Here is a 15,289-nt window from a genome sequence, read left to right as displayed (position 1 = left end):
GTTTAAAAATTGTTTGGTGGTAAAAATACAATATTTCTAAAACTTAAAAAATTAAATTAATACTTAGTTTCAATTAGGCATTGTGGGGTTAAATAAAAATGATATTTTTACATTAATTCAATATTATATTTAAATTAAATAATAGTATTCATCAAATAAAACTATCATATGTTAATAAAAAGAACTTTTGATTTCGCGCACAATGCATTGGAAAAGTATTCAAGAGAAGATATGTTCGTTACCAAGTATAATGGTAAATGGGAAAAAACATCGACCAGGGAATTTATTGCTTTAGGGAATAAAGTTTCACGGGGCTTACTGAAACTGGGAATTAAACCCGGCGATAAAATAGCCCTTATTACCACGGCGACCAGAACGGAATGGGCGGTAATGGATTTAGGAATCTCTCAAATTGGAGCCGTATCTGTGCCTGTTTATCCCAGTATTTCTCCGGATGATTATAATTTCATCTTTAATAATGCGGATGTAAAATACTGTTTTGTATCGGATATCGACTTGTATGAGAAAGTGATGAAAATTAGAGACAATGTACCTACTTTGCAGGGAGTTTTTAGTTTTGATGAAATCAATGGTGCCCCAAACTGGCGGGAAATTATCGATCTGGGAAGCGATGAAGCCACACAAAGTGAAGTGGAAGACATTTCTAAATCGATTAATACCGAAGATTTGGCAACGATTATTTACACTTCTGGAACCACCGGAAAACCCAAAGGCGTAATGCTTTCTCACCTTAATATTGTATCGAATGTACTGGGCTCTAATCCGAGAATCCCAAGAGTGAAAGGACTGGAATTCAGTGATATAAAAATTCTGAGTTTCCTTCCTATCTGTCACATTTTCGAACGGATGCTTTTTTATCTGTATCAATATAATGGCTATGCAATTTATTTCGCAGAAAGCATTGAGAAAATGGGCGATAACATCAAGGAAGTTCAACCGCACATTATGTCGGTAGTCCCAAGATTGATTGAAAAAGTGTATGATAAAATTTATGATAAAGGAACCAGTGCCGGCGGCCTAAAATCTCAAATATTCCTTTGGGCATTAGGCGTAAACAAAGCGAAAGAAAAAATAGGAAAACCCTCCGGATTAAAGGAAATCATCGCTGACAAACTGGTCTTTTCTAAATGGAGAGAAGGTTTGGGTGGCAACATCATCACGCTTGTTTCCGGATCTGCAGCTTTATCGGCAAGACTGAATAAGATGTTTCAAAATGCCGGAATTCCCATTTTGGAAGGTTATGGTTTAACGGAAACTTCGCCGGTGATTTCGGTGAACAGTTTCGGGAAAATTAAAGTGGGAACCGTGGGTCATCCGCTCGACAATGTGCAGGTAAAAATTCAGGAAGATGGGGAGATTACCGTAAAAGGCCCGTCTGTTTTTAAAGGTTATTTTAAAAATGAGGAAATGACCAAAGAAGCATTTACCGATGAAGGTTTCTTTAAAACAGGAGATATCGGTCATATTGATGAAGAAGGTTATCTGCATATAACCGACCGTAAAAAAGAAATGTTTAAAACTTCGGGCGGGAAATACATTGCCCCGCAGGTGATTGAAAATTTAGCGAAAGCATCGAAATTCATTGAGCAAATAATGGTCGTTGGTGACGGAGAAAAAATGCCGTGTGCTTTTGTTCAGCCAGACTTTAACTTCATTAAAAACTGGGCAGAAAGAAAAGGACTCAATATTGGAACGACTCCTGCAGAAATGGTAAAAAGTCCTGAGTTAATTGCCAGAATAGGAAAAGAAATCACTTATCTGAACACCAAATTAGGAAATTGGGAACAGATTAAAAAATTCGAGCTCACCCCGGAAGTATGGTCTATCGAATTAGGACTGCTCACTCCTACTCTCAAACTGAAAAGAAAAGCAATCAAAGAAAGATATCTCAAACTGTATAACAAAATGTACGGACATCAGGAATAATTATGATGAGAAAAAGGAAAGCACGGTTTTTAACTGTGCTTTTTTTAATATAAATTTAGACACTTTTTGTACCATTAAAAACACATGCCATGAAAAAATTCCCCGCTTTACTTTTATTGATGGTTTTTACAGCCAATTCTTTTGCACAAGATCATGAGATTAAACTCTACAAAAGCATTTTAACGAAGGGAGATTCTTTGAGCAAAGTAAAATTTGATAAAACAACGATTTTTAAAGCCACCAAAAATCTCGATAAAAAACATCCTTCCCAATATTTCGACCAGATGGCAATTTATCTGAGCAAAGAGAAATTCAATGAAGCCTCTTTTCTGTTTTATCTCGGCCAAATGCGGTACAGATATTATAATGCAGCCAATCCCAAATACCAGCTGGGAAATGATGGGGCATTATTCGCTTCTTTGAAGGCGGTTTTAGGAGAGCCGATAGATCTGTATATAAAAAATGATGTCAATAATTATATCGAAATTCTAAAACTGGCCAAAAATTATTTTGCTGAAAATGATTACCGTTTTTTTTCCAAAAAGAAATCCGAGCAAAAATACAGGGACCAAATTAAAAACATGGACGATCTTATTCTTTCTTTAGAAACCGACCGTTCAACTTTTGTTGAAAAATGGATCAAAGACCGCGCTGATTACAAAGCACTATTTAAGGAAGAATAAAATTATTTCAGAACAGGAAAATCACAATAGCTGCTTGGCGATTAACTTAAACTGGAAGCCTGTCACCACATTTAAAATCTTATTTTTTCAAATTATCTGAATACAAGCGCATATCTCTGAAAGAGATAATGTTACAACTTCTCGTTTCGCTCTCTTTTATTTCATAACTTTGAGAAAAGCAAAATACTTCTGAATGATCATTCAAAAATTTTGCATGCTTGACAATTGAAAATTTGATCAAAAAAACATTATTTGAAATTGAAAAGCTTTTTTAAAGGCCTCAAAAGAATACTTTTACAGATCTTCGCTGTTATTCGGCAAAATAATTTTCATTAAAAGATTGCTATACATTCCAGGCTTCAAACTTTTATCGGTATCATTAAAAACATCAATATTATGGAAAAAGATATTTTTAAAGTAAAAAAAACCCTGCACACCAAAGAAGGGAATTACACTTACTACAGTCTCACCGAGTTGCAAAATAAAGGATATGATATCGAAAAATTACCTTTTTCAATTCGGATTCTTTTAGAAAATGCGATCCGCAATTACGATGGCTTTTCGGTCACCGAAGAAAATATTAAAACTTTATTAAACTGGACGCCTAAAGGAACAGACAAAGATATTCCGTTTAAACCGGCGCGCGTTTTAATGCAGGATTTTACCGGAGTTCCTGCCGTGGTAGATATTGCAGCGCTTCGGGCTGAAGTGGCACGGAAAGGTAAAAATCCGGAAGCCATCAATCCACTTGTTCCTGTCGATTTGGTCATCGATCACTCGGTACAGGTCGATTATTTCGGAACCGAAGAATCCTATTCGCGTAATATGGAGGAAGAATACAAGCGCAATAAAGAACGCTATCAGTTTCTAAAATGGGCCCAGAATTCTTTTGACAACTTTAGTGTTGTTCCGCCGGGAATGGGAATTTGCCACCAAATTAATCTGGAGTATTTCTCGAAAGGAGTCATCGAAAGAAACGGAGAAATTTTCCCCGATACTTTGGTCGGAACCGACAGTCACACGCCCATGGTGAACGGTATTGGTGTCGTCGCCTGGGGCGTTGGCGGAATCGAAGCTGAAGCAGCCATTCTTGGGCAGCCACTTTATTTTATTATGCCCGAAGTCATTGGTTTGAAATTAACAGGAAAACTTCCTTTAGGTTCCACAGCAACAGATTTGGTCTTAACGATTGCCAATCTGCTTCGGAAATTTGGAGTTGTTGGCAAGTTTGTAGAAGTTTTCGGTTCCGGTCTGGCTAATCTTTCTGTTCCGGACAGAGCCACGATCGGAAATATGTCTCCCGAATTTGGATGTACTATTACCTATTTTCCGATTGATGATAAAACACTGGAGTATATGCGCAAAAGCAACCGCTCCGAAACACAGATTTCATTGGTAGAAAATTATTGCAAAACCAATATGCTGTGGCGGGAAAATGAAGATAAAATAAACTATACCGATGTCTTAGAACTTGATCTTTCTACTGTTGAACCTACCGTCGCAGGACCAAAAAGACCACAGGATAAAATTCTTTTAAAAGACTTTAAAAATAAGTTTATTGATCTGCTCCACAGTTCTTTTAACCGAACATATATTTCCCAGGAAAACCGTGAGATCGAAAAATCCATTACACGGTTTGACAACGAAGGTGGTGACCTGCCAGTTCCCAAAGCGGAAACAAAACCATTAAATGATGAAATAGAAGCAAAAGAAACGGATGGACTTCAAACCGTCTGGATCACGCGCGGTCAGGAAAAATTCATGCTTTCTGACGGTGCTGTTACGATAGCCGCCATTACTTCATGTACCAATACTTCCAATCCTTTTGTAATGATAGGTGCCGGATTAGTCGCCCGAAAAGCAAGAGAACACGGCATTAACGTAAAACCCTGGGTAAAAACTTCGCTGGCTCCAGGCTCAAAAGTAGTGACCGATTATCTTGAAAAAGCAGATTTAATGAAAGATTTGGAAGCGCTTGATTTTCATTTGGTTGGATATGGCTGCACTTCATGCATTGGTAATTCAGGACCGCTGGCTCCCAAGATTGCAAAAGCGGTCGACGATTACAACTTGATAGTGACTTCTGTACTTTCAGGCAACAGAAATTTTGAAGCGAGGATTCATCCGCAGGTAAAAATGAATTTCCTGATGTCGCCGATGTTGGTGGTCGCTTATGCGATTGCCGGCCGTGTAGACATTGATTTAACTACCGAACCTATCAGTTATGATTCTAATCAGGAACCTGTTTATCTTAAAGACATTTGGCCTACTGATGATGAAATCAATGAGATCTTAAACCGTGTATTATCGCCGTCTGATTTTGCAAAAAACTATGATGAGATTTTCGATGGCAATGAAATCTGGCGAAACCTGCAAGTTCCCACCGGGAAACTTTATGATTGGGATAAAGATTCCACTTACATTAAAGAAATTCCGTTTTTTCACGATATTTCAGCACAGACAGAACCTTTGCAAGATATTCAAAATGCCAGAGTCCTTTTGGTATTGGGCGACAGTGTAACTACGGATCATATTTCACCGGCCGGTGCCTTCAGTGAGACTTCTGCGGCGGGCAAATACCTATTGAGCAAAGGGGTGCAGAAAGAAAACTTCAATTCGTACGGATCCCGCCGTGGAAATGATGAAGTGATGGTACGCGGTACTTTTGCCAATGTCAGGATCAAAAATAAATTAGCACAGAAGGAAGGTGGTTTCACCTCGTACTTACCCACTGGCGAAGAAATGTCGGTTTATGAAGCTTCCGTTAAATACAAAGAAGAGCAAACTCCTTTATTGGTTTTGGCAGGAAAAGAATACGGCAGCGGATCCTCTCGGGACTGGGCAGCGAAAGGCACTTTTCTGTTAGGCATAAAAGCAGTATTGGCAGAAAGTTATGAGCGCATTCACAGAAGTAATTTAGTAGGATTGGGCGTATTACCATTACAATATAAAGAAGGTGATACCGCTGAAAACCTAGGACTTACAGGAACGGAAATCTTTTCTATCATAGGAATTGCAAATGACATTAAACCTTTAAAAGAAATTGAAATAACAGCTAAAACAGAAAATGGCAGCGAAATTAAATTCATGGTCATCGCCCGTTTGGATTCCCTTATCGAGATTGAATATTACCGGAATGGCGGAATTTTACAATATGTTTTGCGACAGTTTTTGGAGAAATAAAAAGTTTTAACCACAAAAGTCACAAAAGTTTTCAGCATTATTAAAGTAAAAATCATGCTTTATAAAAGTTAACAAAACGGGTGACAAAAAATAAAATCTGTAATTTTTCAACCACAAAACAGTCAAAAGAAAAATGTAAAAACAATTATTCAAAAGGATAAAAATAATAAAACTTAGATTCTATCAAAGCTTCTAAATAACTTATTAATTCTGTCACGGGCTTGCAAAAAATTAATCACAACCACTTCAATATTATATCCGTTTACAAACGGATATTTTCATATATTTGATTATCAAATGATTCACATGGAAAACTGTCTGGAATGTGGCGACACCGTTATCGGAAGAAGCGATAAAAAATTCTGCAACGACGGCTGCAGGAATGCCTACAATAATAAGCACAACAAAGATTCGTCAAATCTGATGCGCAACATCAATAATAAACTGCGCAAAAACCACCGTGTTCTTTCTGAACAGAAATTCATTGAAGGAAAAGCAAAAACGACGCGTAACAAATTAATTTCCGAAGGTTTTGATTTCGAATATTTCACGAGTCTGAAAATCTATAAAAACGGTGCAGAATACAGATTCGTTTATGATATCGGATATAAGTTGTTAGAAGAAGAATGGATATTGCTCGTAAGGAAAGAATAATTTATATTTGAGCATAATTTATTTGATGAAAAAGAAAACTGAGTGCGATACTTACAAATTCCTGAAAGACGAAAGTCAATAAGATACCGAAAAGCTATACATTGAAAAATGCAGAAAATAATTACATGTTTCGAATCCTATCGTCGCGATAATAAAAAGAGCAGAAATTTCTGCTCTTTTTTTATCTTTAAAAGTGACTGTATAATTTAGTCCTCTGTAATCAATCGAATTTTATCTTCCAAAATTTCAATTTTTTTATCGCGGTACAAACCGCCGATGGCTTTTTTGAAATTCTTCTTGCTCATTTGCAATTCGTCCTTAATTTCCTCCGGTGTAGATTTATCTGACAGATAAATTAAACCATAATTCAGTTCCAGTTTATCAAGGATAATTTTCTGGAATTCGTCAATATTTTCATAACCTTCCGGCTGCAGAGAAACATCTATTTTCCCATCTTCGCGAATCGTTTTTATATAACCAATTTCTTCAGATAAAGGGAACAATTTTTTATAAACATCTGACGTATAAATCAAGCCGACATATTCTTTATTAATAATCACATTCCAGCCCAGTTCACTTTCTCCGGCAATAATCAGATTCACTTTTTCACCTCTTTGAAAAGGCAGATTTTCATAATGTGGATTCTTTTTATATCTGGTCGTTCCGGTAATTAAACCTAAAACATCATCGACATAAACCTGAACCAAATAACGTTTACCTTCCAGAATTTTTGCGCGCTGCTGTTTATACGGAACAAATAAATCTTTGATAATTCCCCAATCCATAAAAGCGCCGGCTGGTAAACTTTGTACACAGGTCATCACGGCAAACTCTCCTACTTCGGCATTGGCTTTTTCAGTGGTTGCTTTTAATTTGTCATCATCCTGATACACGAAAACTTCCATTTCATCACCAACTTCAGCATCTTCAGAGGCGAAAATTTTTGGCAGAAAAGCTCTTTCTCCGTTTTCATCTTCCAGAAATAATCCGGAATAGTTTTTTTCTGCGATTTTTAAAAGTTGAGTTTTGCCGATGTTCATAATGAAAGGTAACTAAAAGTAAATATTTATAAGGTGCAAAGATAAGGTATTTTGAAGGTTTACAAATTAAATGATACTCAAATTCTAAAGCGATCAAATTTATTTCTCAGAATAAACTGCGGAAACATTTTTTGCCAACGTTTTGAAACGGATACCGTTTTCCTGCAAAACGGTGATCGTTCGATGTCCTGTTTTACTGAGATGTAAATCCTGAACTGTTCCGGATTTTCCTTTGTGTGTTCCGCCTATAACTTGGCAAAAAACCCCATTTTTTAATTGGCTTTTCTCGTCGTCCACTTTTTTTTATTTTCATTAAAAATACAAAAAAAAAGAGAAGCCAAAACTTATCTAAGCGGCTTAAATACTCTAAATTATTTTGCTGCGAATGCACGAATTTGTTTAAAAATATTTCTATGCTGCCTTTATACTTGTACAAAATTTCATATAAATTTTTTCGTTTTTTTAAATGCGATAATCTTAAGATATTAAAAAATACTTCGTGAATTAGTGGTTTTAAAAACTTTCAAACAAAAAAAGAGAAGCCGAAACTTCTCTTTAATATTATAAGTTAATCCAAACCGCCGGAAATATTTTTACTTTATTAATCCTTGGGCTCTTTTTACTACTTGGCTCTTAAAAATGAATCGCTCTTTTCCCTGTAGCATCCAGCGCTGCTTCTTTCATCGCTTCCGCATACGTCGGGTGTGCGTGAGACATTCTCGAAATATCTTCTGCACTTGCCCGGTATTCCATTGCTACCACTGCTTCTGCGATCAAATCTGCAGCTCTCGCTCCGATCATGTGAACGCCAAGAATTTCATCTGTTTTTTCGTCAGCGATCACTTTGATGAAACCATCAATATCGCCGGAAGCCCGGCTTCTTCCCAAAGCTCTCATCGGGAAATTACCAATTTTAACGGCAATACCTTCCGCTTTCAACTGCTCTTCTGTTTTGCCAACAGCAGCAACTTCCGGCCAGGTATAAACAACACCCGGAATCAAATTATAATTGATATGTGGTTTTTGTCCGGCGATCAATTCAGCAACCAAAGTTCCTTCTTCAGAAGCTTTGTGCGCCAACATTGCACCTTGTACAACATCACCGATGGCGTAAATATTCGATACATTGGTTTGTAAATGTCCGTTCACTTTTACTCTTCCTCTTTCGTCCAAATCAACACCAGCTTTTTCAACAGCAAGTCCGTCTGTATATGGTTTTCTACCCACCGCAACCAAAACGTAATCGCCCTCGAAAACTACTTCATCGCCTTTTTTATCTTTCGCCGTTACTTTTACCGTATCTCCGTTTCTTTCAACAGACTGAACTCCGGTAGAAAGGTTGAATTTCATTCCTTGCTTTCTCAACACTTTGTTCAGTTCTTTTGATAAAGCACCATCCATGGTCGGAATAATTTTATCCATATATTCCACCACCGTCACATCAGAACCGAGTCTTTTATAAACAGAACCCAATTCCAAACCGATTACTCCACCACCGATTACGATAAGATGTTTCGGAATTTCTTTCAAATTTAAAGCTTCCGTAGAAGTAATAATTCTTTCTTTATCTAAAGTGATAAAAGGAAGCGAACTTGGTTTAGAACCCGTCGCAATAATGGTATATTTTGAATCAATGGTTTCTGAAGAACCATCACTTTTAGTCACTTTAATCTGAGTCGCCGATTCGAAACTTCCAACGCCTTCGAAAACAGTGATCTTGTTTTTATCCATCAAAAACTGAATTCCTTTGGTCGTTTGTTCCACCACTTCATTCTTACGAGCCACCATTCTAGTGAGGTCTGCCACAGGATCATTAATGATAATTCCGTGATTGGCGAAATTGTGTTTTGCGTTTTCGAAATGTTCAGAACTGTCCAAGAGTGCTTTACTCGGAATACAACCCACGTTCAGGCAAGTACCGCCCATAGTTGGATATTTCTCGATAATTGCTGTTTTGAAACCTAACTGCGCGCAACGGATTGCAGCAACATAACCACCAGGACCGGAACCGATTACGGTAACATCGAATTGACTCATATTTATCTTTTTATGATTTAATTAAAAGTAGAGGCAAATTTACGATTTCTAATACAAAGACACAAAGATTTTCCATGAAGTTCAGAAAACTGATTTCGTGTTCTTTGTGATTTCCTTTTCGTATTTGTGGTTAAAAATTTTACAGAGAAGTTAAACCAATTTTCCGGTTCAATCCCACTTCAAAAAGTCGGAATAAGGTTGAGAGCTGCATATTTTCCTTGCCGTTTTCAATTTTCAAAATATAACTTTTATTCCTGCCTGTTTTTCGCTGCAAGCTGTCCTGAGTCATGTTAGGCTCTTTCCGAACTTGTTTTAACATTTAATGATAATAAACATTTACATTTTCTTCATCTTCTACAATCCCGCTACCCTACAAGACTGGGGAATTTTTCCGCCAACAATTGCACAAAACCTCACTCCATTTTTTGAGTTTTTCATTTTAAATTCTTAAATTTGAAATGCGTAACAAATTGATTTACAATTACAATCATTAAATTTAATCCGATTTTTTAAGATAAAAAAAATGAGCAGCCAAACCGGATATGCTGCACTATTACAGTTTAACTGTTCTTAACTAAAAAATAATTGATAAGAAATGAAATAAATGTGGAGACCAGAAACCACTTAAAAAAAACGGGGCAAATTCCGAAAAGCCAAATGATTTGGAAACAACAACGCAAAAACAAAATGACATGAAAAAAAACAATTTTAAAGTTTGGGCATTAATTGTAGCAGGCTTTTCACTTTTTTATAATGCATCATGCTCAAAAGCTAAACAAGATTCAAGTGATGAGAATGCTAAGGTGACTCTTAAACCTGAAGATGTTGTGAAACGAGGCAAATATCTGGTGACAACTATGGGCTGCAATGATTGTCATTCTCCCAAAAAAATGGGTGCGAACGGTCCCGAAATTATCCCGGAATTAATGTTATCGGGTTTTCCTGCTGACCGGCCAATTGTGAAATTTGTTGACCCTATGATTAAACAGGGATTTGGAATGTTCTATCCTGACCTTACGGCTGCTGCAGGACCATGGGGAGTTTCTTTTGCCGGCAACCTAACTCCTGACGAAACGGGTATCGGAAACTGGACAGAAGAACAATTCAAAAAGGCAATCACTGAAGGTAAGTTTAAAGGAGTGGACGGCGAGCGGATGCTTTTACCACCGATGCCGTGGACAAATTATACCATTTTGACAAATGAGGATATTCATGCGATTTTTATGTACTTAAAAAACATTAAACCCGTTAGAAACGTAGTACCTCCACCAATACCACCAGACAAAATGTAATGCAAGTTCATTTTTATTAATTGAAAAAAAAGACGCAAAAATTGCGTCTTTTCATTTTTGTAGAAATATAGTTTTACCCGCACTTACTATTCCCACAATTCTTGCAAGTCAAACAACCTTCCAGTTAGTTACTTGGTTGGAACAACAGTTATTTTATAAAAAAGTCAAACCAATTCGCCTATTCAATCCCACTTCAAAAAGTCGAAATAAGGTAGAGAGTTGTATATTTCCTTTCCCATTTTCAATTTTCGAAATGTAACTTTTTTTTGTACCTGTTTTTTCGGCCAATTGTTCCTGGGTCATGTTTGCTTCTTTACGTGCTTGCTTCAACATTTCGCTGATAATAAACATTTGAGCCTTTTCTTCATACTCCACTCTGCTTTCAGTTCCAAGTTTTCCGTGCTCTAAATCGATGAGTTGGTCAAAAGTTTTGATGTCTTTATATTGGTCCATTATTAATCTTTTTTTTTCTCAAAATATTCATTTTTCAATCTTACCGCTTTGTCCAGTTCTTGCTGCGGAGTTTTCTGTGATTTCTTTTGAAACGCATTGAACAGAATGACTAAATTTCCTTTATCAAAACAACAGAATATCCTGTAAATGTTAGACTGATATTCAATTCTGATTTCATAAAGTCCATCTGTTCCAGACAAATGTTTCAAAAATTTTTCAGGAACTCTCTAGACCTGCTTAATGAGCTCAAGGACATTTTTAATTTTAGATTTTACCTTTTCATCCTGAACTTTATAAAAGTCCAAAAAATGATTTTGGTAAAATTCTATTATCCTACTCATTGTACAAAGTTAACGCTAAAGATAACTTTATGCAAATTATGAAAGAAAATTATTATCGAACGTACATGAACTTAGAAGAAATTAAAAACTAACCTTTTTACTTCTAGTTTAATTAAAAGGTCCAAAAAAAATCTATATTTGAGAATTAATTTATCATCACGCATTTCCAAAAATAAATCCCTGATTTGCTAAACTTTAAATTTAAAACAGAACAAATCAATATGAAAAATCTAACATTTCTTCTGCTGCTTATTTTCATTGGTTGTAATTCAATTCAAAAAATATCAACTTCAGAACGAGAAAAAATAATTTCTGAATTGGAATATATAATGCATATTGATCAAAAATATGCAGGAATTCCATCAGAAGAATTAGATAATAGATTTGGTCGTGAAAAAGCGTGGAAAATTTTTGAATCTAAAAGAGACAGCGTTGGGATTGACAACCAAAATAGAATAAAAATTCTATTTAATAAATTTGGCTATTTAGGATTTAAAGAGGTTGGCAAGGAAAACGCGAATAATTTCTGGATTACAATTCAGCATGCTGACAATGATGTCGAATTTCAGAAAAAAATGCTAAAGGCTCTAAGAAATGAAATCAAAAAAAATAATGCCTCGCGAAGCAATTATGCGATGCTGGAAGACCGGATTTCTGTTAATACAAATAAAAAACAAAGATTTGGATCACAGGTAACATATAATGAATTTGGACAAGCGATTCCGAAAAATGGTTTAATCGATAGTGTAAATATTGAAAAACTGCGCAATGGATACGGTTTGGAAAATTTCAAAGTTTATTACAACAGAATGACAATAAATCATTTTAGAATGAATAAAGAATATTTGCAAAAGCAAGGAATATCTGAACCTAAGCTTTATGAATAAATGCAAATAATTGTTTTCCCGGAAGTAATCAGATCAATAAAAAAGACGCAAAAATTGCGTCTTTTCATTTTTATAGAAACATAGTTTTACCCACACTTACTATTCCCACAATTCTTGCAAGTCAAGCAACCTTCCTGATAAACCACCTGATCTGAACCACAGTTAGAACATCTTCCGCCGGCTTCAGTTCCATCTGGGATATACCGTTTCAAAGCTCGTGCAACTCCTGCTTTCCAGTTGTTGATCGATTCCGAATCGAGTTCTAAATGGTTGATTAATTCCACCGCATTTTCAATCGGCATTCCGTGGCGCAAAGTTCCGGAAATCAATTTCGCATAATTCCAGAATTCGGGTTTGAACTTGTGCGAAAGCCCTTCAATCGTCGTTTTATAACCACGGAGATTTTTGAACTGAAAATCATAGCGCGATTTTCCGTTTTCGTCCTGGTTTTTAATAATCACTCCTTCATTCACCCACCGTGGAAGCATAATGCCTTCTTCATCGTCTGCCAAACCGGTGAAAATCTCATAAGGTTTGCCTTCAATTAAACCAACAAAAGCGATCCATTTTTCTTTATTATTTTGAAAACGAACGACATCTGCCTGTAAAACATGCGGCCTTTTGGTAGGAAAAACAGAAGTAATCATTTCGTTTTTGTCCTCTTTTTTATCGTCCGCCGAAATGAGAACTCCGGAACGGGAACCGTCGCGATAAACTGTAACTCCTTTGCAGCCTACTTCCCAAGCTTTTATATACAGCTGATTCACCAGTTCTTCGGTCGCATCATTCGGAATATTAATCGTCACAGAAATCGAATGATCAACCCATTTCTGAATCGAGCCCTGCATTTCTACTTTGCTCAACCAATCCACATCATTCGAAGTGGCTTTGTAATAAGGCGATTTTTCAATAATTTTATTCAATTCATCTTGAGAATAATTTGTTTCGGTGTCGATCCCCTGAATTTCCATCCATTCTTTAAAACGGTGGTGGAAAACCAAATATTCTTCCCAGGAATCACCGACTTCATCCACAAAATCCACGCGGATATCCTGATCATTTGGATTTACTTTTCTACGTCTTTTATACACCGGAAGGAAAACAGGTTCAATTCCCGAAGTGGTTTGCGACATCAGCGAAGTGCTTCCTGTGGGTGCAATTGTCAACAACGCAATATTTCTTCTGCCAAATTTCACCAAATCTTCATATAATTTTGGATCAGCTTCTTTTAACCTTAAAATAAATGGATTTTTCTCTTCTCTTTTGGCATCATAAATTGCAAAAGCTCCTCTTTCTTTCGCCATTTCCACCGATGAACGGTAAGCCGCCAACGCCAGCGTTTTGTGAACTAAAGTCGAAAATTCATTCCCTTTTTTGCTTCCGTACTGAATATTTAAGGCTGCGAGCATATCGCCTTCTGCAGTGATCCCGACTCCTGTTCTTCTGCCTTCCATTGTTTTTTGCCGGATTTTTAACCAAAGATGTTTCTCGGTGAATTTAATTTCTTCACTTTCCGGATCGGCTTCGATTTTTGCAAGAATGGTATCGATTTTTTCAATTTCCAGATCGATGATATCATCCATCATTCTTTGCGCGTAACCCACATGTTCTTTAAATAAATCAAAATTAAATTTCGCGTTTTTCGTAAACGGATTTTCAACGTAAGAGAAAAGATTCACCGCCAACAACCGGCAAGAATCGTAAGGACACAAAGGAATTTCACCACAAGGATTCGTGGAAACGGTTTCGTAGCCGAGATCAGCATAGCAATCCGGCAAAGATTCTTTAATAATTGTATCCCAAAAAAGAATTCCAGGTTCTGCCGATTTCCAGGCGTTATGAATAATTTTATTCCACAAATCAGTCGCTTTTATTTCCTTTTTAAATTTCGGATTTTGGCTATGAATTGGATATTTTTGAATGTAATTTTCTTTATTAACAACAGCTTTCATAAAGTCATCATCGATTCTCACCGAAATATTGGCACCCGTAATTTTTCCCTGCTCGAGTTTGGCATTGACAAAATCCTCAGAATCCGGATGATTGATAGAAACCGAAAGCATCAACGCTCCTCTTCTGCCGTCCTGTGCCACTTCCCGCGTCGAGTTAGAATATCTTTCCATAAACGGAACCAAACCGGTGGAAGTTAAAGCCGAATTTTTTACGGGAGAACCTTTCGGACGAATATTGGAAAGATCGTGACCAACTCCACCGCGGCGTTTCATCAGCTGAACCTGCTCTTCATCAATTTTCATAATGCTTCCGTAAGAATCACTTTGCGTTCCACTACCGATGACAAAACAATTTGAAAGCGACGCAATCTGAAAATCATTTCCGATTCCCGTCATCGGACTTCCCTGTGGAATAATATATTTGAATTTTTTAATGAGGTCAAAGACTTTTTCTTCAGAAAGTGGATTTGGATATTTCGCTTCGACTCTTGCGATTTCAGAGGCAATCCGATGATGCATATCAACTGGATTTTGTTCGTAAATATTACTGTCTGAATCTTTCAGCGCATATTTACTTACCCAAACCTTAGCCGCCAGATCATCTCCGTCAAAATATTTTAAAGAAGATTGATAAGCTTCATCATACGTATAAATTTTTGATTTTTTTGCTAAAACTGCTGCTTCCATAATTTTCGTTTTTAATGAAATAAATATACAACAGTATCTTTTAATAAAAAAAAGTTCGCAAATAATTTAATTTAAGAGACTGATAATCAAAATAATAAATATTTTAAAATGTTAAAAAGTTAACTAAAACAAA

Annotated in this window: 13 protein-coding genes; 6 read left to right on the top strand and 7 right to left on the bottom strand. The window is 36.4% G+C overall.

The window, feature by feature from the left end; genetic code table 11:
• Positions 1-168: 168 nt before the first annotated feature.
• The 4 genes from QF004_RS00900 (at position 169) to QF004_RS00885 (ending at position 6,467) form a co-directional block, all read left to right on the top strand.
• Positions 169-1,947, top strand: coding sequence for a long-chain fatty acid--CoA ligase (locus QF004_RS00900; protein ID WP_307421899.1), 1,779 nt, complete (start codon positions 169-171; stop codon positions 1,945-1,947).
• 89 nt (positions 1,948-2,036) lie between these two features.
• Complete coding sequence (locus QF004_RS00895; RefSeq protein WP_307421898.1) at positions 2,037-2,630, top strand: hypothetical protein; 594 nt, start codon at positions 2,037-2,039, stop codon at positions 2,628-2,630.
• Positions 2,631-3,026: 396 nt separating this feature from the next.
• Positions 3,027-5,813 (top strand): aconitate hydratase AcnA, encoded by a 2,787-nt coding sequence (gene acnA / locus QF004_RS00890; protein ID WP_307421896.1) that lies wholly within the window; start codon positions 3,027-3,029, stop codon positions 5,811-5,813.
• Between the two features lie 306 nt (positions 5,814-6,119).
• Positions 6,120-6,467, top strand: a complete 348-nt coding sequence (locus tag QF004_RS00885) for a hypothetical protein (RefSeq protein ID WP_307421894.1) — start codon at positions 6,120-6,122, stop codon at positions 6,465-6,467.
• 206 nt (positions 6,468-6,673) lie between these two features.
• On the opposite strand, the gene QF004_RS00880 is transcribed toward QF004_RS00885, so the two are convergent.
• The 4 genes from QF004_RS00880 to QF004_RS00865 form a co-directional block, all read right to left on the bottom strand.
• The gene (locus tag QF004_RS00880; RefSeq protein ID WP_307421892.1) at positions 6,674-7,507 is read right to left on the bottom strand and encodes a S1 RNA-binding domain-containing protein; all 834 of its coding nucleotides are present in this window, start codon (positions 7,505-7,507) and stop codon (positions 6,674-6,676) included.
• Between the two features lie 99 nt (positions 7,508-7,606).
• Positions 7,607-7,804 carry an RNA-binding protein gene (locus QF004_RS00875; protein ID WP_133440465.1) on the bottom strand — a complete coding sequence of 66 codons (198 nt, stop codon included), beginning with the start codon at positions 7,802-7,804 and terminating at the stop codon, positions 7,607-7,609.
• A gap of 336 nt (positions 7,805-8,140) precedes the next feature.
• Positions 8,141-9,544, bottom strand: coding sequence for a dihydrolipoyl dehydrogenase (gene lpdA / locus QF004_RS00870; protein WP_307421890.1), 1,404 nt, complete (start codon positions 9,542-9,544; stop codon positions 8,141-8,143).
• Positions 9,545-9,683: 139 nt separating this feature from the next.
• Complete coding sequence (locus QF004_RS00865; RefSeq protein WP_221343576.1) at positions 9,684-9,863, bottom strand: helix-turn-helix domain-containing protein; 180 nt, start codon at positions 9,861-9,863, stop codon at positions 9,684-9,686.
• Positions 9,864-10,206: 343 nt separating this feature from the next.
• Between QF004_RS00865 and QF004_RS00860 the strand changes: the two genes are divergently transcribed.
• Positions 10,207-10,836 carry a c-type cytochrome gene (locus QF004_RS00860; protein ID WP_307421887.1) on the top strand — a complete coding sequence of 210 codons (630 nt, stop codon included), beginning with the start codon at positions 10,207-10,209 and terminating at the stop codon, positions 10,834-10,836.
• A gap of 153 nt (positions 10,837-10,989) precedes the next feature.
• On the opposite strand, the gene QF004_RS00855 is transcribed toward QF004_RS00860, so the two are convergent.
• Both QF004_RS00855 and QF004_RS00850 read right to left on the bottom strand, forming a co-directional pair.
• Complete coding sequence (locus QF004_RS00855; RefSeq protein WP_133440461.1) at positions 10,990-11,289, bottom strand: helix-turn-helix domain-containing protein; 300 nt, start codon at positions 11,287-11,289, stop codon at positions 10,990-10,992.
• Between the two features lie 2 nt (positions 11,290-11,291).
• Complete coding sequence (locus QF004_RS00850; RefSeq protein ID WP_307421885.1) at positions 11,292-11,498, bottom strand: type II toxin-antitoxin system RelE/ParE family toxin; 207 nt, start codon at positions 11,496-11,498, stop codon at positions 11,292-11,294.
• A 353-nt stretch (positions 11,499-11,851) separates the two neighbouring features.
• Between QF004_RS00850 and QF004_RS00845 the strand changes: the two genes are divergently transcribed.
• Positions 11,852-12,517, top strand: coding sequence for a DUF6624 domain-containing protein (locus QF004_RS00845; RefSeq protein ID WP_307421883.1), 666 nt, complete (start codon positions 11,852-11,854; stop codon positions 12,515-12,517).
• A gap of 86 nt (positions 12,518-12,603) precedes the next feature.
• Here the strand turns inward: QF004_RS00845 and QF004_RS00840 are convergent, their stop codons facing one another.
• A complete protein-coding gene (locus QF004_RS00840) occupies positions 12,604-15,156 on the bottom strand; it encodes an adenosylcobalamin-dependent ribonucleoside-diphosphate reductase (protein ID WP_133440458.1) in 2,553 nt (850 codons plus the stop codon).
• Between the last annotated feature and the right edge of the window lie 133 nt (positions 15,157-15,289).

This window comes from Chryseobacterium sp. MDT2-18 (assembly GCF_030815285.1).
GTDB classification, from domain to species: domain Bacteria; phylum Bacteroidota; class Bacteroidia; order Flavobacteriales; family Weeksellaceae; genus Kaistella; species Kaistella salivictor.
This window is presented reverse-complemented; position numbering and strand designations above follow the sequence as displayed.